The sequence below is a fragment of the Vreelandella songnenensis genome (assembly GCF_003002925.1).
Classification (GTDB): Bacteria; Pseudomonadota; Gammaproteobacteria; order Pseudomonadales; family Halomonadaceae; genus Vreelandella; species Vreelandella songnenensis.
Genome location: NZ_PVTK01000005.1, coordinates 197,465 through 216,748 on the forward strand (window position 1 = coordinate 197,465; position 19,284 = coordinate 216,748).

Here is a 19,284-nt window from a genome sequence, read left to right on the forward strand (position 1 = left end):
ACTGGAGCGGGCGGCGGGAATCGAACCCGCACCATCAGCTTGGAAGGCTGAGGTTCTACCATTGAACTACGCCCGCAAACCTGGGGCCACGTAACCGCTGCCCGAATGACAAGCCGCGCACGCCGAACGATAGACAATGCCCACTTACCGGCTTTCATCCAGCAACATCGACCCTGGCCGACGCTGCTTAAATCTGGTGGAGAGAGAAGGATTCGAACCTTCGAAGCTTTCGCGGCAGATTTACAGTCTGCTCCCTTTGGCCACTCGGGAATCTCTCCATCTTTGGCGGCACATTATGCCAGCCTCCAAAACAGTGTCAAGCTAGATATTTACTTAATTTATCGTAGCTTGCGATGCCTGAGCACCCATACCTGCCTTGGAACGCGCTGCATTCTGTCAAAGCAGCATGGAGAATGCAAGGCCTGCGCGAATTTTTTCTAATGATACCGGCTCAGGCACCCGTGGCGCGCCGGACATCTTGCCCGCCCGTTCGGCAAACGTCAGCGGGAAGCTGGCTTCAAGCCCCCCGTAAACCATGTCCGGCCACACCGCGTGAGGCACCTGAACACCTCTGGACACCACGCGCGCATCACCGCCGGTCAGCAGCATGGGCAGCGAGATGCCCTGCTGGTCACATACTTCGCTGTAGATACGGTTGATGGCGCTGACCGCAGCCATGTAAATACCGTGATTGACCGCGTCCACTGTCCGCCGCCCGGGTTCCAGAAGCGCGTCCGCTTCACTTTCAGGGTCGATGGCCACATTGCGCGTACCCAGCTTCAAGCTCTCTTTCATCAGGCGCAGCCCGGGAATGATGAAGCCTCCCAGGTGAACACCGCCCGGCAGCACGAAATCGATGGTAATGGCGCTGCCGCAGTCGACCGCGCAGCAGCCTCCGGCCAATTGATAGCCGGCAAGCGCGCCCATCCAGCGATCAACCCCGAGACGCCCGGGCTCGTCGTAGCCGTTGATCACCCCCAGGGCCTCCGCCTGGGAGTGGGCCACGAACACGTGGCGCACCTGACGGCGCAGAAGGGTAACGGTTTCCTCCAGCACCGCCGCGCGAGCTACGCTGGAGATACGCACTGCCTCGACCACGTCGAGGTCGGGAATATCCGCCCCCGGGCGCCACTCTTCGCGGGTCCATACCGCACCGCGCGAGCGTATCTCGCTACTTTCGGCATCCTTGAGTCGCCACTTCGACAAGGTGTTGCCGATATCCAGATCCAGAATCATAAGCGCCTGCGTACGCTGATCTCACCGCCTGCCAAGCGCCGCGAGTGACCGTTTTCAGTAACCCACAGGTTACCGCTCTCATCCACGTCGCCTGCGATCGCATCGCTTGCGCGCTCCCCTTGAATAATACACACGGGCAATCCGGCATAGGCGTGACGTGCATTCCATCCGTCACGCCAGGCGGCAAAGCCTACCTGCTCGAACTCGGCCAGCATGGTCAAAAGCCCGGCGACCATGTCGGCGGCCAGCTGATTGCGCGAAAGCCCGGCATGCACATCAAACAGGGCCGCCACCGGTTGGTCAATGGCAGCGCGCTGGGATTCACTCAGCGACAGGTTCATGCCCATGCCGATCACCACCTCACAAGGGCCCGCAGCATCGCCGGTGACCTCGATCAGAATACCGGCAAGCTTGCCCAGCTCATCGCCGGTTTCGGCCAGCAGAATGTCGTTGGGCCACTTGAGCCTGGGCGCTGCCCCGTGCTGCTCCAGCACCTGGGAAACCACCACGCCGACGGCCAGGCTCAGCCCTTCAAGAGCAGTCACTCCAGATTCGAAGCGCCAGCCCAGCGACATCATCAAGCTCTGCCCCCAGGGGGTGGTCCACACCCGGCCGCGCCGGCCGCGCCCCGCGGTCTGCAGCTCGACCAGGCAGACTTCGCCGTGTCCGGCGGCCTGGCTAAAACGCTGACGCAGGTACTCGTTGCTCGACGGCAGCTGATCTTCCACGAACAGGCGTGTCAGCAGATGGCGCGCCTGGGCGGGCAGGCGCTCAACGATTCTGGCGCCTTCCAGCGGCTCCAGACGCTGAGCCAGCCGGTAGCCTCTCCCCTTGACGGCTACCAGCTCCACGCCGAGCGCTTCCAATTTTTTTAACTGTTTCCATACGGCAGCCCGCGAAACGCCCAGCGCTTCACCTAATTGTTCACCGGAGTGAACCTCGCCATCGCTCAACAAACGCATCAGGTTACCGATGGTCATGTGCTTGCCCCAACTGGGAAAACGCCTATCTTAACGGATGCAGCGCAGAGGCGAAAACTGCCGCCTTTGGGTTATTGACTCGCCGCTTTATTTAAGACAGCGCTGGTAGTCGACCACCCCCAGACCCTATAATGCCGCCCTATTTTTCCAGCAGGATCGCGTCGTGATCGAGAATCTTCGTAACATTGCCATCATCGCCCACGTTGACCACGGCAAAACTACCTTGGTAGACAAGCTGTTAAGTCAATCAGGCACCCTAGACCGCAAGGCCGAAGGCCAAGAGCGGATCATGGACTCCAATGACCAGGAAAAGGAACGCGGCATTACCATCCTGGCCAAAAACACGGCCATTCAGTGGCAAGATGGCAATGGTACGGGCTATCACATCAACATCGTGGACACCCCTGGGCACGCCGACTTCGGTGGCGAAGTCGAGCGCGTCATGTCCATGGTGGACTCGGTTCTGCTGCTGGTCGACGCGGTTGACGGTCCGATGCCCCAGACTCGCTTCGTTACCCAGAAAGCGTTCTCCCAGGGCCTGAAGCCGATCGTCGTGGTCAACAAGATTGACCGCCCCGGCGCGCGCCCGGACTGGGTCATCGACCAGATCTTCGATCTGTTCGACAACCTCGGCGCCACCGACGAGCAGCTCGATTTCCCGATCATCTACTGCTCGGCGCTGAACGGCATTGCCGGCATGGACCCGGAAGAACTTGCCGAGAACATGGATCCCATGTTCCAGGCCATCGTGGACATCGTCGAGCCGCCGAAAGTCGAAGTCGACGGCCCCTTCCAGATGCAGATCTCCGCACTGGATTACAACAGCTACGTAGGCGTTATCGGTCTTGGCCGCATCAAGCGCGGCAGCGTCAAGCCGGGCCAGCAGATCACCGTGATCACCAAGGAAGGCAATACCCGTAAGGGTAAGGTCGGCCAGGTCATGACGCACATGGGTCTGGAGCGCGTACAGACGACTGAAGCCACCGCCGGCGACATCGTCTGCATCACAGGTATCGAAGATCTGGCGATTTCCGATACGCTGTGCGACTCAAGCGCCGTTGAAGCCCTGCCGCCGCTGTCCGTCGACGAGCCGACCGTCTCCATGACCTTCCAGGTCAACGACTCGCCGTTCGCCGGTAAAGAAGGCAAGTTCGTGACCAGCCGGAACATCAAGGACCGTCTTGATCAAGAGCTGATTCACAACGTGGCGCTGCGCGTTGAACAGGGCGAAACCCCTGAGAAATTCAAGGTTTCCGGCCGTGGTGAGCTTCACCTGTCGGTACTGATCGAAACCATGCGTCGTGAAGGCTTCGAGCTTGCCGTTGGCCGCCCGGAAGTCATCATCAAAGAAATCGACGGTGTGAAGCAGGAGCCCTACGAAGAAGTCATCATCGACTGTGAAGAGCAGCACCAGGGCTCGATCATGGAAGAGCTTGGCTACCGTAAGGGTGAAATGACCAACATGAACCCGGATGGCAAGGGTCGTGTTCGTCTGGACTTCATCATTCCGGCACGCGGCCTGATCGGCTTCCGTGGTCAGTTTTTGACCCTGACCTCCGGCACCGGCATCCTGACCAGCCGTTTCGATCACTACGGCCCGCTGAAGCCTGATGCGTCCATCGAGCGTCGTAACGGCGTGCTGGTCTCCATGGTGGGCGGCAAGGCACTGGCCTATGCGCTGTACGCCCTGCAGGATCGCGGCAAGCTGATCATCGACCACGCCACTGAAGTTTACGAAGGCATGCTGATCGGCATCAACAACCGTGCCAACGACATGGTGGTCAACCCGACCAAGGGCAAGAAGCTCGATAACATGCGCTCCACCGGTAACGATGAAAACATCGTGCTGACGCCGCCGATCAAGTTCACCCTGGAACAGGCCATCGAATTCCTGGATTCCGATGAGCTGGTGGAAGTGACGCCGACGCACATCCGTCTGCGCAAGAAGCACCTGACTGAAAACGAGCGTAAGCGCGCCGGCAAGAAATAAGCCACCGCCTGAGCGCTTGAAAACGCCCCCTGAAGCCCCTGGCCTCAGGGGGCGTTTTGCGTTTATTAGCTTTCACAGGAGATAAAATCGCCGCGTTAACGCAGCCTAAACGGTAGGGTGCTGGAAAGCGGAGGCTTTCTAACGCAAAGTAGACCCAACAGTTCGAGACAGACGTACCACCCCTGTTCATCCCAGTGTCTGGATCCCCTTCCAGCCACCCGTACCTGGACACCGATCTCATGAGCGGTCATAACGTCTGGACCCACAAAGGCACGTTCCTGCTCGCCGCGGTCGGCTCTGCCGTGGGGCTGGGTAATCTGTGGCGCTTCCCTTACCTGATCGGCGAGAACGGCGGCGGGGCGTTCATTCTGGTGTACGCACTGACCATCTTTGCCGTCGGCATACCCATTCTGATCGCCGAAACCATGCTGGGCCGTACCAGCCGCCGCAGTCCGATCATGGGCATGCGCCACCTGACCAGGACGCACCGCACCTTCCGCTTCTGGGAGTCGATTGGCTGGCTGGGGGCCGCCGCCGCCTTTCTGATCCTGAGCTTCTATTCGGTGATCGCTGGCTGGGCCATTCACTACACCTGGCTGATGTTTACCGGTTCGCTGCTCGAGGCCGATGCGCGCACCATCAGCGAGGGTTTTACCGCTCTGCTCGCCTCACCTGCCCTGATGACGCTCTACCACACCCTGTTTATCGGCTGCTCAGGCATCATCGTGGGCATGGGTATTCACAAGGGTATCGAATCCGGGCTTCGCATCATGATGCCCGCGCTGTTCGGCATCCTGCTGGTGGTGCTGGTCTACAGCGTGATCAATGGCGATATCGCCGCGGCGGCGCGCTTTCTGTTCACCTTCAACGTGGCGGATTTGAGCGTTGAAGGATGGCTGCAGGCCATGGGGCAATCGTTTTTCACCCTGAGTCTCGGCATGGGCGCCATCATGGCCTACGGCGCTTACATGACCAGCGAGACCTCGCTGACCCGCACCGCCATTGCCGTCGCCTTTATCGATACCGCCGTTGCCATGGTGGCCGGCCTTGCCATCTTTGCGCTGGTGTTCGGCGCCGGGCTCGATATCAATCAGGGGCCGGGGTTGATGTTCGTCACCCTGCCGCTGGCCTTTGCCGACATGCCCATGGGCGCGCTGATCGGCGGCATCTTCTTCATTCTGGTGCTGGGCGCGGCGATCAGCTCGGCCATCTCGCTGATCGAGCCGGTAGCGGCCTATCTGGTCGAGCGCTTTGACATGACCCGCCCCCAGGCGGTGGCCGTCATGGTCGTGGCGGCGTGGGCCATGGGGCTTTTAACGGTCATCAGCTTCAACATCTGGGCAGAAGGCACGATTTTCCACGCCCTGTTCGGGCGTAGCGCGTTTGAGCTTATTGAGCTTTTGACCAATGTCTTTATGCCCCTGGGTGGGCTTATGATTGCCCTCTTTGCAGGCTGGGCCCTGACCCAGACGGAAGTGAGAAAAGAGCTTGATACCAGCACGGCCTGGTTTGCCACGTGGCGGTTTCTGGTGCGTTTTGTCAGCCCGGCGGCGGTCGCGTTCGTGTTCCTGCGCGCCCTGCCCGGCATAGAGGGTTACCTGATACCGGCCGGGGGCGCAGTGCTTTTCGTCGGCCTGTTTGCTCTGGGCCAGCACCGCTTGGCCAGGCGTCGCCAACGTACACAACAATAGCCACAAAGCGCGAGGGAGCGATGACACCGCTTATCGAAGTTCAGCAAGTCAACAAGGCCTTCGGCGGCCTGCAGGTTATCAACAACTGCTCGATCCACGTCGAGAAAGGCTCCATCACGGGCATGATCGGCCCCAACGGCGCGGGTAAATCTACCCTGTTCAACCTGATCGCCGGCGCGCTCACCCCGGACAGCGGCCGCGTGCTGCTCGATGGCGAGGACATCACTGCGCTGAGTGCCGACCAGCGGTTTCACAAGGGTTTGCTGCGCACCTTTCAGATCGCCCACGAATTCAGCCAGATGAGCGCGCTCGAGAATCTGATGATGGTACCGCCGCGCCAGGCCGGCGAGCGCCTGTTCAGTACCTGGTTCAAGCCCGGCCAGGTGCGCGAACAGGAGGCCGAGGTGCGCAGGCGTGCGCTCGAAGTGATTGATTTCGTCGGGCTGCACCATGTGCGTAACGAGCTTGCCGGCAACCTTTCTGGCGGCCAGAAGAAGCTTCTGGAACTTGGCCGCACCATGATGACGGATGCCAAGGTGGTGCTGCTCGATGAAATCGCCGCCGGGGTCAACCGCACCCTGCTGGGCGATTTGATCGGCAATATCGAACGCCTCAACCGCGAAATGGGCTACACCTTCCTGGTCATCGAACACGACATGGAGATGATCGCCCGGCTATGTGATCCGGTCATCGTGCTGGCCCAGGGCAGCGTCATGGTCGAGGGACATATCGAGGAGATCCAGAACAATCCGGACGTCATCGAAGCCTATTTCGGCACCGACGCCGCCTGAGCGGCGCCTTGCGCAAGAGCTGCGAAAAGACCAAGTCAAAAACTAAGACAAAAACCACATGCCGCGTGAACGCGGCGCTGCGAGACACTTTTCTATGTCATTACCGATGTCATCAACGACGCCTTTGCTCGAGGCGCGCGACGTGCACGGTGGCTATGGCGGCATGAACATCCTCAACGGGGTGAACATGACGCTACACGCCAACGAAGTGGGGGTCATCGTCGGGCCCAACGGGGCGGGCAAGTCCACCATGCTGAAAGCCGTCTTCGGCCTTCTGAACGTCACCCAGGGCGAGATTCTGCTCAATGGCCAACCGATCCATAACCTGCCGCCCAACAAGCTGGTAGAGCGCGGCATGGGCTTTGTGCCCCAGGAGAAAAACGTTTTCCCGAGCCTGACAGTCAAGGAGAACCTGGAGATGGGCGCGTATTTGAAGCCGCAAAACGTCAAGCGCATGCTCGAGCAGGTGTATGCATTCTTCCCGCCACTGGTCGAAAAACGCCACCAACCGGCGGGTGAGCTTTCCGGCGGCCAGCGGCAGATGGTCGCCATGGGCCGGGCGCTAATGGCCGAGCCAAGCCTCTTGCTGCTGGATGAACCTACCGCCGGGCTTTCACCGCTTTACATGAACGAGATCTTTGATCGGGTCAAACAGATCAATGCCGCCGGCGTCGGGATCTTGATGGTCGAGCAGAACGCAAAGCAAGCGCTCGCCATTGCCGACAAGGGCTTCGTGCTGGCCGCCGGCCAGAACCGTTTCACTGATACGGGTGCTGCGCTTCTTGCCGACCCGGATGTCGCCAAGAGCTTTTTGGGCGGCTAGCCCGGGGGAGAAACCTGTGAACGAACTGGTCTTTTTTATCAACAACGTGATCATTGCCGGCAGCGTGACCGGCTCGATCTACGCCATTGGCGCCATTGGCGTGACGCTGATCTTCAGCATCATGCGTTTTGCCCACTTCGCCCACGCCGACATGATGACGTTTGGCGCCTTCATGGTGCTGCTGCTGACTACGCTGTTTCCCGCCGCTGGCACCAGCATCGGTGTGCCCACGGCGCTGGTCATGCTGCCGCTCGCCATGCTGCTGACCGCCGCACTTGCCGTGGGTATCGACAAGGCCTTCTACAAGCCGCTGCGCGCTCATGGGGTCAAGCCCATCGTGCTGGTGATCGGCTCCCTTGGCGTCACGCTGATGCTGCAGGGGCTTATTCGCCTGTTTTCAGGCACTGGCGGGCAGAGCCTGTACGTGGATGACCGCAAGGAGATCTTCCGCCTGGCGCTGCCCTTCGAGGGCGCCCGCGCGCCTATCGTGATTACCGAGCCGCAGCTTTACCTGTTCGTGATTACCCTGGTGGCGGTGGTGGCGCTGCACGTGTTTCTCAACCGCTCGCGGCTGGGCAAGGCGATGCGCGCCATGTCGGATAACCCGGAGCTTGCCCAGGCCTCGGGCATCAACACCAATACCATCGTGGCGGTTACCTGGGTGATTGCCGGGGGCCTGGCGGCCATTGCCGGCACGCTGCTGTCGCTGGATGTGACCTTCAAGCCCGATTTGAGCTTCTTCCTGCTGCTGCCGATCTTTGCCGCGGCGATTGTGGGCGGGGTGGGCCATCCTTACGGCGCAATTGCCGGCGGCTTCGTGGTGGGCTTTGCCGAAACCCTGGCGGTCTTCAACTGGAACGTGCTGCTGCGCCCCTTCCGCGACAGCCTGCCCACCTGGCTGGAACTGCCGTCCAACCTGGCCTTCGTGGGTACCGAGTACAAGATCGTGGTGCCGTTCTTCATTCTGGTGGCCATTCTGGTGTGGCGTCCTACCGGCCTGTTCAAGGGCAAGGTGATCCAATGAGCAATTCGACAGAAACCCGCGACCCGACCTATACCCCGCGTGACGCCACGCCCGCGCGGCGCTTTCCCGTACGCGAGGTAGTGCTGTTTGGCGCGCTCCTGGCCGCCATTCTGGCGGTTTACGCGCTGATGGGGGCGGCCTACAGCACACGCATGCTGGTGGAGGCCGCCTGCTATGCCATTCTGGCGCTGGGTCTGACCATTCAGTGGGGCTACGCCGGGCAGTTCAATGCCGGGGTGATGGGCTTTGTGGCGCTGGGCGGCTTTTGCGCCATGCTGTTCAGCGTACCGGTCAACGATGCCTTCTGGGGCACCAGCCTGCCCGGCGAGCTGGGCAGCGTATTGCTCTACGGCGTGGCCGCCACCTTCCTGGTGGTAGGCGCCAGCCGACTTGACCGTCTGGGGGTACCCAAAAAGCTGCGCACTCTGATTACCGTGGTGCTGGCGCTGGTGCTGTACTTGATCGTGATCAGCCAGCTGCGCGAGGTGACCAGCCAGATTCAGTCCCAGGCGGGGTTTGTGGGTGGTCTTGGCCTGCCCGCCTGGGTGGGCTGGATCGTGGGCGGGGCGCTGGCCGGTGGCGTGGGCTACCTTATCGGCCACGTCTGCCTGGGCCTGCGCAGCGACTACCTGGCGATTGCCACGCTGGGCATTGCCGAGATCATCAAGGCATTTCTGAAGAACTCCGACTGGTTGACCCGGGGCACCGCCACCGTGTCGCCGCTGCCTTGGCCCACGCCCGGGCCGGCGGAGCTTGGTTTTACCCTGTCGCGGGCGGTGTATCTGTCCTTCACGGCGGTGGTGATTGCGGTGATCTTCTTTCTGCTTCACCGCGCCTATCACGCCCCCTGGGGGCGGATGATCCGAGCGATTCGCGACAATGAGGTTTCCGCTGCCGCCATGGGCAAGGACATCAACAAGCGCCGCCTGGAGATCTTCGTGCTCGGCTGCATCCTGATGGGCCTGGGCGGCGGCATGCTGGGCACCTTCAATAGCCTGTTCGACCCTCAGGGCTACCTGCCGCTCAACCACACCTTCCTGGTGCTGGTCATGGTGATTCTGGGCGGGCCCGGCAATAACCTGGGCACCATCTTCGGCGCCGTGGCGGTGTATATCATCTGGATCATGTCGGAGCCGCTGGCGCTGTTTGTGATGGAGCTTGTGGTCAGCGTCGGGGAAGGTACCTTCGGCTGGGATGCGCCCAGCAACATGGATAGCCGAGCGCTGCAGGCCCGGGTACTGGTCATCGGCATGCTGATCACGCTGGTACTGCGCTTTGCCCCCAAGGGACTATTGCCAGAGAAGATTGCCCATCACGGCTGATTGAGCGATCGCGCGCGTTACACATTAGTGCCTTTACAAACGAAAGCCCCGATCAACGATCGGGGCTTTCAGGTTTAGACAACCATTGCTACGTCAGGCACTGCTTACAGATCCACCTGCCCTTTCGTGGTGAAGGTGCCATTCTCGACCGCCATTTCCACGACCACGCCGGGCACGTCGCCATTGTCATCGAACTCATGGGAGCCGGAGGCGCCTTCATAATTGATCTCGGTGCCGGCGGCAATCAGCTCGACCGCTTTTTCCCACTCGCCGGGCAGAATCACCTCACCTGGGGCGCTCGAAACGCTGCGCAGGGCATCGACCAGGCCTTCACGCTCGGCGCTGCCGTTCTGCTCGATGGCCAGCGCCAGCAGGAAGGCGGCGTCATAGGCCTGAGCGGCAAACACGGCGCTGGGGTCGAACCCGGCAGCTTCGGCGGCGTCATTGAAAATCGGCGTGCCGGGAAGGTCCGGACTGCCCGGGCGGGTGGCGATCATGCCGTCGAGCACGTCGGCGCCAATGGCTTCGATCAGGCTGTCACCCACCATGCCGTCGGCCCCCACATACTGGGTGAACATGCCGCTTTCATAGGCCTGGCGAAGCACGGTCTGGCCGGAGGTGTCGGCATAGGCCAATACCACCAGCGTATCCACACCGCTTGCCGACAGCGAACCCAGCTCCGAGCGGTAGTCGGCGCGGTTATCCTCGTGGGCCAGGTTCTCGGCAATATCGCCGCCGCCGGCTTCAAAGGCGGCGCTGAAAGCATCGGAAAGGCCGCGGCCGTAGTCGTTGTTGACGAAGGTAACCGCCACCGCGTCGATGCCTTTATCCAGCAGCAGCTTGGCCAGGATCTCGCCCTGGAAGGCGTCGGAAGGCACGGTGCGGAATACCAGGTCGTTATCGTCAAGTTCGGTGACCGCAGGCGCCGTGGAGGCGGGTGACACCATCACCACGCCCCCCGGAATGGCCGCGTTGTTGGCCGCGGCAATCGTGGCACCGGTGCACAGCGCGCCGACAATCGCGGTGACCTGCTCGGAATTGACCATGCGGTCGGCGGCGTTGGAGGCCGCCGAGGCATCAGAGCAGGTGGTATCGCCTGATGGCATGGAAAGTGTCTGGCCGCCGAGTATCCCGCCCTGCTCGTTGACCTGTGCAACGGCCAGCTTGGCGCCTTCAAAAATGGGCGGCGTCAGGCTCTCGATTCCCCCGGTAAAACCACCCAGAAAGCCAATCTTGACCTCTTCTGCCTGTGCAAACCCTGCCAGGGCAAGTGAAGAGGCCGCAACGGCGGTGGCTAATGCGCGTTTATTGATCATATTGTTCGTCGCTCCCAATGAGGTAAACATTCCCGCGCCGTGCGCGGAAACTTTATCTAATCTGGAACCACTGCGCCAAAAACACAAGCAACGCTTTCTAACGCTGCTTTGATGTTGACCTACAGCCAGCGCTCAAGCCGGAAGGTATGGCTGATCCAAGCATTGAAATGCCGCCACAGACTGCCAGGCTCTTCTGTCAGCAGGCGTGGCTCGCCGTCGTGCTCCAGCTCCCAATTCACATGGCCAGCGTCATCCAGCACCACGTGATAGCTGATGGCCGGGTCACGGCCGATCTCCACCAGCTCGTCGAAAGCCGCCATCAGCGTTGCGCTTTTCACCAGCACGCCGACCTCGGTATTCCACAGCACCGAGCGCGGGTCAACATTGAAGGAGCCGACAAACAGCTGGTCATCAAAGCTGATGGCCTTGATATGCAGGGCGGACGCCGAGGCACCGGGCACACGCATCTCGTTTTCGGCATCTACCTCGTCGGCCTCCTGCTCCGGGCGCAGCTCGTAGAGCGTGACACCGTGCTCTAGAAGCGTTTGCCGCCAGGGGGCGTAGGCACCGTGCACGACGGCAGCATCGGTGGACTCAAGCGAATTGGTGATCACCTCTACCGCCACCCCCTGATCAGCCAGGTGGGTCAGGCGCTCGACGCCGTCTTCGGTGGGCACAAAGTAGGCGGAAATCAGCGTCAGCCGTTCGCTGGTCTGGGTATTGGCCGTCAGATCGCCCAGCAGCGTGGTCTGCCAGTCCGGGGCGCCGCTTTCGGCAAGCTTGCCCGGTGCATCCCACAGCGCCTGGCCTTCGCCCCAGTGGAGCGTCTCCCAGGGCGGCGCCTCGCGCGACTGCTGGCGCAGCTCGGAAAAGTAGGCGGAATCGGCGTTATCATCCAGCCACTCGTCAAGCTCACTCTGAAGCGCCTGCCAGGCGTCGTCCGCCACCTGGTGATAGCGCTCGATGGGCTGGGCCAGGCCATGGTTCCAGTAAAGATCGAAGCTTCTGGAGAGCTCCGGCACCACCTCGCCCACGGTAACCAGATCCAGGTCGGCGAAGTTGCGCGCATCGTTGGCGTCGAAATACTCGTCACCCAGATTGCGCCCCCCCACAATCGCCACGCTGTTGTCGGCGATCCAGAGCTTGTTGTGCATGCGCCGGTGCTGCTGGGCTGGGTTGGTGATCGACGCCAGTACCCGCGTCACCAGGTGGCCCCGGCCCACCGCTACCGGATTGTAGACCCGCACATGAATACCCGGGTGGCTTGCCAGGGCAGCCAGGCGCTCGCCCTGGCCGACTGCGCCGATGTCATCTACCAGCAGCCGCACCCGTACGCCCTCTTCGGCGGCCTTGAGCAGGCGTGACAGCACCAGGTTGGTGGTCTGCCCCTCGCCCAGCAGATAGGTCTGGATATCCAGCTCGCGCTGGGTCTGCTGGATAAGCCCGGCGCGCACGGCAAAGGCCTCCTTGCCGTTGGCCAGCATGCCAAAGCCGTCCGGCTCGCTCTGGGCAGCCAGCACCTGTTCAACCTGCCCGCCCAGCCAGGTCTGCCGGGCCTCCTCCAGGGTCAGGGCCGTCTGGTGTTCGCGCACCACCGCGTGAGTACAACCGGCAAGCAGCAGACAAAGCGCCAGCCAGCCAAGCCAGCGCGACCACTCACGGGCACTAGGCATGGTCGCTGTCATCACGCCGTGCGGCGCGCTGTTTACGCAACCGGTTACGGCGATACACCCGCACCAGGGCGATAGCCAGGGCGGCGGCCAGCATCAGGCCAAGCGTCACGCCCTGCCAGGGCCGTGCGGCATCGCCCAGCACAGTCTCAAGCGTGATGACGACGATCAGGCCCAATGCCTGGGAGCCAATGGCCAGCGCACGCAGGACATCAAAGGCGGGTTGAGGCATAGACAAACTCCGTAAAAGACAGCTCTCGTGATATGGTCTCTAGTGTACCTGCTTATTGGAAAGACCATGAATGCCATCGCCCTTGGGCCGCTGTTGATTTCGTTACCCAGGCTTTACGCCATTGGCTGCGCGCTGCTGCTGTGGCTGGCCGCTCGCTACTTGCTGCGCCTGCCGTCGGCGGCCCGGCAGCGCTGGTTTACCGGGCTGGTCATCGCCTGGCTGGTCGGCGCGCGCATCGCGCATATTACCCTTCATGGGGAGAGCTATAGCGCCACGCCCCTAGACACGCTCAAGCTCTGGCAGCCGGGCTATCACGGCATCGGCGGGCTGCTGGCGGGGCTTCTCTGGAGTGTTTTTGCGCTGCGCAAGCACCTTCTTGCCCTGCTCGGCAGTACCGCGCTGCTGCTTGGCGCCTCTGGTGTGTGGCTTGTTTTGATGACGGTGTCGCCGCTGGGCGGCACGTCTGACATCAGCCGGATACCCGAACTCAGCCTGGAAAACCTGGAGGGCGAAGAGGTCTATCTGCCCGCGCTTGTGGAGGGCAGCGAGCGGGTCGTGGTCAACCTGTGGGCCACCTGGTGCCCACCGTGCCGGCGGGAAATGCCGCTGCTCGAAGAGATGGCCGGGCATGAAGGAGTGACCGTTGCCGTCATCAACCAAGGCGAGGATCTGCTGCCCATCGTGCGTTATTTGGACGCAGAAGGACTCACCTTTACCCACGCCCTGCGCGACCCAGGCCAACAGCTGATGGCACTGTTTGAAGCCCCCGGCCTACCCACCACCGTACTTTTCGATGGCCAGGGCAATACCCTGGATATACATGTAGGCGAGCTTACCCGCGCCCACCTTGAGCGCTGGCTGGAAGATTGACGGCGATACTCCTTAATCCCCCGCCGCCTTTGCGTTAGAATCCCCCGCCCTACTGCTGCCGATGGCGCGCCCTCGGCAGCGTATGACCCGTTTTTGTAGACTTCCCCGAGGCATCATGAGCGATTTTTCTCCCGGCCAGCGCTGGATTAGCGACGGCGAAGCCGAGCTTGGGCTTGGCACCGTGCTTAACTGCGACGCCCGTAGCGTTACCATCTTGTTCAGTGCCAGCCAGGAAACCCGTACCTATAACACCCGCCAGGCGCCACTGACCCGGGTGATGTTCGGCAGCGGCGACCGGGTACTGTCCGCCGACGGCTGGCAGATGATCGTTGATGACAGCAAAGAGTCTCACGGCCTGATCACCTACATTGGTGAAGACAGCGAAGGCGCGCTGCGCGAGCTGCCCGAAGCCAAGCTTGCCGACACCATGCAGTTCGACCAGGCCCGCGACCGGCTGCTGACAGGCCAGGTGGATCGCAACGACTGGTTCGACCTACGCTTTCGCACCCTGCACCACTTTCAGCGCATCGAGCAGCACAGCGCGCTGGGCTTTGCCGGGCCGCGCATCGACCTGATCCCCCACCAGCTGTATATCGCCGATGAAGTGGCCCGGCGTCACGCGCCTCGGGTGCTGCTGGCCGACGAAGTGGGCCTGGGCAAGACCATCGAAGCCGGGCTGATTCTGCACCGTCTGCTGCTGGCCGGGCGCGTCGAGCGCGCGCTGATTCTGGTGCCCGACAGCCTCACCCACCAGTGGCTGGTGGAACTGCTGCGCCGCTTCTCGCTCAACGTCAGCCTGCTCGACGAACACCAGAGCCAGGCCCACGGCAGCGCCAACCCGTTCGAAAGTGCCCAACTGGTACTGGCAAGCCAGGGCTGGCTGTTTGCCAACATTCATCGTCAGGATCAGGCGCTCGCCAGCCGTTTCGACCTGCTGATTGTCGATGAGGCGCACCACCTGGACTGGAGCAGCGAAGGCAGCGGCCCGGGCTATCAGTGCGTCGAGCAGCTCGCGGCGGAAATTCCCGGCCTGCTGCTGCTGACCGCCACCCCCGAACAGATGGGTATCGAAAGTCACTTTGCCCGCCTGCGCCTGCTCGACGGCGAGCGCTACCACGACCTGGAGCGCTTCAAGGACGAGGAGCGCCACTACGCCGGCGTAGCCAGCGCCATTGACGCCCTGGATGAGCTGCCCGCTGCGCCGGATGCCCGCGCCCGCGTCGAGGCCGTCGCCGACGACCGCGACAGCCAGGCGCTGCTGGCCACACTCTGCAACCCGGAAGCCAGTACCGAGCAGCAGGACGCCGCCCGCCTTCAGCTGCGCGACGCCCTGCTTGACCGCCACGGCACCGGCCGGGTGATGTTCCGCAACAGCCGCCGTCACGTAGGTGGCTTCCCCGAGCGGCGCCTGCACCTGGCGCCTCTGGAGCTGCCGTCGGCCTACCGCCGGGTGGTGCGTCGTCTGGAGCGCGACGACGACTATCTTGACGAGCTGTTGATCGAAACCGGCATGGATCATCCGGATGTACTGATCTACCCGGATGCCATGTATCGCGAGCTCAGCAACGACCCGCTCAATGGCGAGGCCTGGTGGCATATCGATCCGCGGGTCAACTGGCTGCTCGAGAAACTCAGCGACGACAGCGACACCGGCTTTGCCAACGACAAGGTGCTGGTGATTGCCCACCATCGCGAAACCGCCGAAGGCATCGCCGAAGGGCTGCGCGTACTGGGCGGCTATCAGGCGCCGGTCTTTCATGAAGGGCTGTCGCTGGTGGAGCGTGACCGCGCCGCGGCCGCCTTCGCCGATGAGGAAGAAGGCGTTCAGGTGCTCGTCTGTTCGGAAATCGGCTCGGAGGGGCGCAACTTCCAGTTCTGCCGCCATCTGGTCATGTTCGATATGCCCCAGCACCCGGACCAGCTGGAGCAGCGCATTGGCCGCCTGGACCGTATCGGCCAGAAGCATGCCATCGAACTCCACGCCCCGACCTTTATCGGCAGCCCCGGCGAGCGCCTGCTGCGCTGGTATCACGAAGGCATGGATGCGTTCAGCGCGCCCCACGGCATCGGCAGCGATCTGTTCGAAGCCTTTGGCGATGCCCTGGCGGATGCGCTTTTAGATGATGAAACGCTGGATGAAATCATCGAAGAGACCCGGGAGATGTTTACCGCCAAGCTTGCCGAGCGCGATGCGGGCCGCAACCGTCTGCTGGAGCTCAATGCCTGCCGCCCGGCCCGTGCCCAGGAAGTCATTGATGCCGTGCGCGAACTTGACGAAGACGCCGCGCTGCCACGCTATGTCGAACGTGCCCTGGACGTATTTGGCGTCGACAGCCAGGAGATCGGCAAGGGGCTTTTCCACCTTCAGCCCAGCCAGCACATGCTGGACGGACTGCCGGGACTGGTGAAGGGTGAGGAGGGTTTTACCGCCACCTACAGCCGCGCCCAGGCGCTGGCCCGCGACGATATCCATCGGCTTTCCTGGGAGCACCCGCTGCTGCGCGAAATGATGGGTCGCGTGCTGGATGGCACCATGGGCAACACGGCCCTGGCCCTGTTGCGCCACCCCTCCATCCCCAGCGGCCGGCTGATGGCGGAGCTTGTGTTCCGCACCCACTGCCCGGCGCCCCGCTCGCTGCATCTCAACCGCTTCTTGCCGCCCACCGCTGTGCGCGTGCTGCTGGATGAATCCGGCGCCAACCTGACCAGCAAGATCTCGTTCACCGGCCTGGGCAAGAACCTGCAAAAGGTCAACAAGTCGCTGGCCCGGGACTTGATCAAGAGCCGTCACGACCAGCTGCGCGAGCTGCTGAGCCAGGGGGAAGGCGAGGCAGAGCGCGAACTGCCGAGTATCGTGGAAGCCGCCGAGACGCGCATGCGCAGCCAGCTGGATGCCGAGCTTGCCCGCCTGACCGCACTTGCCGAGCACAATCCGTCGGTGCGTGATGAGGAGCTTGCAGCGCTGAAGCAGGAGCGCGTAGCGCTGAGCGAGGCGATCGAGAATACCCGGCTGCGTCTGGACTCCGTTCGGGTCATCATTACCGTGGACCCGAACGCCTGACCCCTGGGGCTATCCGTTAAAGAATGGCCGCAAGTGCCCTGTCGAGCGTGGGATAGTGAAATTCGAACCCCGCCTCGGCAAGGCGTGCCGGGCGCATATCGGCCCCGGTCAGCAGCAGCCGGGACATTTCCCCAAGGCCCGCCTTCAAGACAAAGGCGGGTACCGGGAAAATGGCCGGGCGGTGCAGCTGGCCGGCCAGCGTCCTGGTAAATTCGGCGTTGGTGACCGGATGCGGGGCGCTGCCATTGAATACCCCGCTTAACGCATCGTGTTCCAGCAGAAAGATAATCGCGGCCACCAGGTCATCGCGATGAATCCACGGCATGAACTGCTTACCGCTGCCAAAACGCCCGCCCAGGCCCATCTTGAACGGGGGCAGCATCTTCTCGAGCGTGCCTCCCCCGCTGTCCAGCACAAGCCCCGTGCGCAGAATCGCCAGACGCACACCGAGTTCTTCTACCGGTTCAGCAGCAGCTTCCCACTTGGCGCATAGCCGATGGGCAAACTCGTCGTGGGGAGCGGTTTCTTCGGTGACGACGCGCTTGCCCTGATCACCGTAATAACCCATCGCAGAGCCGCTGATCATGACCTTGGGGACCGGCTGGCCGCTGGCCTTGAGCTGCTCGCACAGCGTGACCAGTTGATGGGTGGCCTTGGTGCGTGACTCGACCAGGCGTTTTTTCTGCGCCTCGCTCCAGCGCTTGCCGGCAATCGATTCGCCGGCCAGATTGACGATGGCCTGTGGCGGGGCATCCATGAAGCCGAGCGCGCTGTCACGAATATCACACCCGTCAGGCAGCTTCTCCCGCGCCTTGTCCGGATGACGCGACACCACCTGTACCGCGTGGCCAAGCGCCAGCAGCTTTTCGCAAAGACGCTGGCCGACAAAACCGCTGCCGCCTGTTATCAGTACACGCATGGTGTCACTCCTGTTGATAGACGCTTTCGGGCAAATAGAACCGCGTACACTACCTATACACTGCAAACGCCGCATGTTTACCCAAAGTAGCTTTAGTAGTATCCCTGTAGAACCTGGCTATTTTATCAACATAGGTTACGAACGGCTTATAAACCAATCGTTCCATTAACATCACGTACTTAGAACATATTTTAAATCTTGCTTGAATTGACTTTAAATCCAAAGGTTGTACCGGATAGCGACAAGTTGTACAAATAGGGCTAGGATAGACGTACTTCAATTACGTTTATTCAAGCGATACACGATATGGATTGTGAAACAACTTCGCCGCATCGCGCCCCAAGAGCGCTTAGCTTTATGCGGTTTGAGTCAACCAAGAGGCAAAGGCGCCCATGAGTAGCAAGGCGACCCATCCACCCGATACTCCGCTCTATCCGATTCGGGAAGTTTCCCGTTTGACGGGTGTGAACTCGGTCACCCTGCGCGCCTGGGAGCGACGCTACGGCCTGATTCGTCCTAAACGCACGCCAAAAGGCCACCGTTTATATGCTCAGGACGATATCGCGCGCATCGAGCGCATTCTTCAGTGGCTCAATCGCGGCGTGCCGGTCAGCCAGGTCGTGGACCTGCTCGACCAGCCCGAAACCATCGAAGCGCCAGCCCCGGATGCAGGCGACTGGTTAAGCCAGCGTCAGCAGCTGCAGGCCGTTATAGAAGCGCTGGATCTGCCCAAGCTCGAGATGCTCTATCACCAGAGTCTGGCGCTTTATCCGTTGAGCGTTGCCGTCAACGAGCTGTGGCAGCCGGTACTGATGGCGCTGGAAACCAAGTGGGCCATACAGCCGGACAATCTGGTGCGCCGCACGCTGGAAGCGTTCTTGCGCAGTCAGGTAGGCACCCGCCTGCACTACGCCAATCAGTCCACACGCGGCCCTCTGATACTGCTTAACGCCATGCCCGATGACCCCGGCCCCCTCTGGGTGCTGATGGCTGCCTTGATGGCCAGCGAGCAGGGTTACCGCGTTCAGATGCTGGATCACTCCCTGCCGCTTGAAGACCTGCCACAGGCCGTGGCTCGCCTTCACTCCTCCATGGTGCTGTTGACCAGCGGCCAACGGGAGAGCGATAGCTTCATTCATACGGCGCTTCCCAACGCCGCTGAGGCGCTCAACGTGCCGCTTGGCGTATGCGGTGCCGTGGCCAGGCTGCGCGATAGCGAATTGCGCAGTGGTCCTGTACATACCCTGGGTGATGACCTGCCCCAGGCGATTGCGCGTCTCAGGCCGCTGCTGCGTGAGTCGGGCGTGCTGTAAATATCTGTTGATCGGGCGCGAGCCCCGAGATTTGGCACTACCGGAG

General features: G+C 61.8%; 15 protein-coding genes and 2 tRNA genes. 9 read left to right on the forward strand and 8 right to left on the reverse strand.

The features are described 5' to 3' along the window. Nucleotides 1-2: 2 nt before the first annotated feature. The 4 genes from B0H98_RS10365 to B0H98_RS10380 all read right to left on the reverse strand — a co-directional run bounded on the left by B0H98_RS10365 (nt 3) and on the right by B0H98_RS10380 (nt 2,216). Nucleotides 3-76 (reverse strand) — tRNA-Gly (locus B0H98_RS10365). Between the two features lie 118 nt (nt 77-194). Next, nucleotides 195-278, reverse strand: a tRNA-Tyr gene (locus tag B0H98_RS10370). A gap of 118 nt (nt 279-396) precedes the next feature. Beyond that, nucleotides 397-1,236: a type III pantothenate kinase gene (locus tag B0H98_RS10375; RefSeq protein ID WP_106374981.1), complete on the reverse strand. Its 840-nt coding sequence runs from the start codon at nt 1,234-1,236 to the stop codon at nt 397-399. Beyond that, nucleotides 1,233-2,216 (reverse strand): biotin--[acetyl-CoA-carboxylase] ligase, encoded by a 984-nt coding sequence (locus tag B0H98_RS10380; RefSeq protein WP_106374982.1) that lies wholly within the window; start codon nt 2,214-2,216, stop codon nt 1,233-1,235. The genes B0H98_RS10375 and B0H98_RS10380 overlap by 4 nt, the downstream gene beginning before the upstream one ends. A gap of 163 nt (nt 2,217-2,379) precedes the next feature. On the opposite strand from B0H98_RS10380, the gene typA reads away from it, so the two are divergent. From typA to B0H98_RS10410, 6 genes are all read left to right on the forward strand, one after another. Next, nucleotides 2,380-4,206, forward strand: a complete 1,827-nt coding sequence (typA, locus tag B0H98_RS10385) for a translational GTPase TypA (RefSeq protein WP_106374983.1) — start codon at nt 2,380-2,382, stop codon at nt 4,204-4,206. Nucleotides 4,207-4,445: 239 nt separating this feature from the next. Beyond that, a complete protein-coding gene (locus tag B0H98_RS10390) occupies nt 4,446-5,897 on the forward strand; it encodes a sodium-dependent transporter (protein ID WP_106374984.1) in 1,452 nt (483 codons plus the stop codon). A gap of 20 nt (nt 5,898-5,917) precedes the next feature. Further along, nucleotides 5,918-6,688, forward strand: coding sequence for an ABC transporter ATP-binding protein (locus tag B0H98_RS10395; protein ID WP_106374985.1), 771 nt, complete (start codon nt 5,918-5,920; stop codon nt 6,686-6,688). Between the two features lie 106 nt (nt 6,689-6,794). Continuing rightward, nucleotides 6,795-7,511 carry an ABC transporter ATP-binding protein gene (locus tag B0H98_RS10400; protein WP_106374986.1) on the forward strand — a complete coding sequence of 239 codons (717 nt, stop codon included), beginning with the start codon at nt 6,795-6,797 and terminating at the stop codon, nt 7,509-7,511. Nucleotides 7,512-7,527: 16 nt separating this feature from the next. After that, nucleotides 7,528-8,535: a branched-chain amino acid ABC transporter permease gene (locus B0H98_RS10405; protein ID WP_106374987.1), complete on the forward strand. Its 1,008-nt coding sequence runs from the start codon at nt 7,528-7,530 to the stop codon at nt 8,533-8,535. Continuing rightward, complete coding sequence (locus B0H98_RS10410) at nt 8,532-9,857, forward strand: branched-chain amino acid ABC transporter permease (RefSeq protein WP_106374988.1); 1,326 nt, start codon at nt 8,532-8,534, stop codon at nt 9,855-9,857. Before B0H98_RS10405 ends, B0H98_RS10410 begins: the two co-directional genes overlap by 4 nt. Nucleotides 9,858-9,961: 104 nt before the next feature. Here B0H98_RS10410 and B0H98_RS10415 read toward each other — a convergent pair whose 3' ends face one another. From B0H98_RS10415 to B0H98_RS10425, 3 genes are all read right to left on the reverse strand, one after another. Next, nucleotides 9,962-11,173: an ABC transporter substrate-binding protein gene (locus B0H98_RS10415; RefSeq protein WP_106374989.1), complete on the reverse strand. Its 1,212-nt coding sequence runs from the start codon at nt 11,171-11,173 to the stop codon at nt 9,962-9,964. Nucleotides 11,174-11,292: 119 nt separating this feature from the next. Further along, nucleotides 11,293-12,846: a phospholipase D family protein gene (locus B0H98_RS10420; protein ID WP_106374990.1), complete on the reverse strand. Its 1,554-nt coding sequence runs from the start codon at nt 12,844-12,846 to the stop codon at nt 11,293-11,295. Continuing rightward, nucleotides 12,839-13,075: a hypothetical protein gene (locus B0H98_RS10425; protein WP_106374991.1), complete on the reverse strand. Its 237-nt coding sequence runs from the start codon at nt 13,073-13,075 to the stop codon at nt 12,839-12,841. Before B0H98_RS10425 ends, B0H98_RS10420 begins: the two co-directional genes overlap by 8 nt. Before the next feature lie 66 nt (nt 13,076-13,141). On the opposite strand from B0H98_RS10425, the gene B0H98_RS10430 reads away from it, so the two are divergent. Both B0H98_RS10430 and rapA read left to right on the forward strand, forming a co-directional pair. Beyond that, a complete protein-coding gene (locus B0H98_RS10430) occupies nt 13,142-13,945 on the forward strand; it encodes a TlpA disulfide reductase family protein (RefSeq protein ID WP_106374992.1) in 804 nt (267 codons plus the stop codon). 115 nt (nt 13,946-14,060) lie between these two features. Beyond that, a complete protein-coding gene (gene rapA, locus B0H98_RS10435) occupies nt 14,061-17,006 on the forward strand; it encodes an RNA polymerase-associated protein RapA (protein ID WP_106374993.1) in 2,946 nt (981 codons plus the stop codon). 16 nt (nt 17,007-17,022) lie between these two features. Here the strand turns inward: rapA and B0H98_RS10440 are convergent, their stop codons facing one another. Further along, complete coding sequence (locus tag B0H98_RS10440) at nt 17,023-17,925, reverse strand: TIGR01777 family oxidoreductase (protein ID WP_106374994.1); 903 nt, start codon at nt 17,923-17,925, stop codon at nt 17,023-17,025. Nucleotides 17,926-18,317: 392 nt separating this feature from the next. Between B0H98_RS10440 and B0H98_RS10445 the strand changes: the two genes are divergently transcribed. Beyond that, entirely contained in the window at nt 18,318-19,238 is a 921-nt protein-coding gene (locus B0H98_RS10445; RefSeq protein ID WP_106374995.1) for a MerR family transcriptional regulator, read from the forward strand. Nucleotides 19,239-19,284 lie beyond the last annotated feature (46 nt).

What these genes read in the sequence shown, in the direction of transcription:
- B0H98_RS10375 (WP_106374981.1), bottom strand. Translation starts at nt 1,236, where the DNA reads ATGATTCTGGATCTGGATATCGGCAACACCTTGTCGAAGTGGCGACTC.
- B0H98_RS10380 (WP_106374982.1), bottom strand. Translation starts at nt 2,216, where the DNA reads ATGACCATCGGTAACCTGATGCGTTTGTTGAGCGATGGCGAGGTTCAC.
- B0H98_RS10390 (WP_106374984.1), top strand. Translation starts at nt 4,446, where the DNA reads ATGAGCGGTCATAACGTCTGGACCCACAAAGGCACGTTCCTGCTCGCC.
- B0H98_RS10395 (WP_106374985.1), top strand. Translation starts at nt 5,918, where the DNA reads ATGACACCGCTTATCGAAGTTCAGCAAGTCAACAAGGCCTTCGGCGGC.
- B0H98_RS10400 (WP_106374986.1), top strand. Translation starts at nt 6,795, where the DNA reads ATGTCATCAACGACGCCTTTGCTCGAGGCGCGCGACGTGCACGGTGGC.
- B0H98_RS10410 (WP_106374988.1), top strand. Translation starts at nt 8,532, where the DNA reads ATGAGCAATTCGACAGAAACCCGCGACCCGACCTATACCCCGCGTGAC.
- B0H98_RS10415 (WP_106374989.1), bottom strand. Translation starts at nt 11,173, where the DNA reads ATGATCAATAAACGCGCATTAGCCACCGCCGTTGCGGCCTCTTCACTT.
- B0H98_RS10420 (WP_106374990.1), bottom strand. Translation starts at nt 12,846, where the DNA reads ATGCCTAGTGCCCGTGAGTGGTCGCGCTGGCTTGGCTGGCTGGCGCTT.
- B0H98_RS10425 (WP_106374991.1), bottom strand. Translation starts at nt 13,075, where the DNA reads ATGCCTCAACCCGCCTTTGATGTCCTGCGTGCGCTGGCCATTGGCTCC.
- B0H98_RS10430 (WP_106374992.1), top strand. Translation starts at nt 13,142, where the DNA reads ATGAATGCCATCGCCCTTGGGCCGCTGTTGATTTCGTTACCCAGGCTT.
- rapA (WP_106374993.1), top strand. Translation starts at nt 14,061, where the DNA reads ATGAGCGATTTTTCTCCCGGCCAGCGCTGGATTAGCGACGGCGAAGCC.
- B0H98_RS10440 (WP_106374994.1), bottom strand. Translation starts at nt 17,925, where the DNA reads ATGCGTGTACTGATAACAGGCGGCAGCGGTTTTGTCGGCCAGCGTCTT.
- B0H98_RS10445 (WP_106374995.1), top strand. Translation starts at nt 18,318, where the DNA reads ATGAGTAGCAAGGCGACCCATCCACCCGATACTCCGCTCTATCCGATT.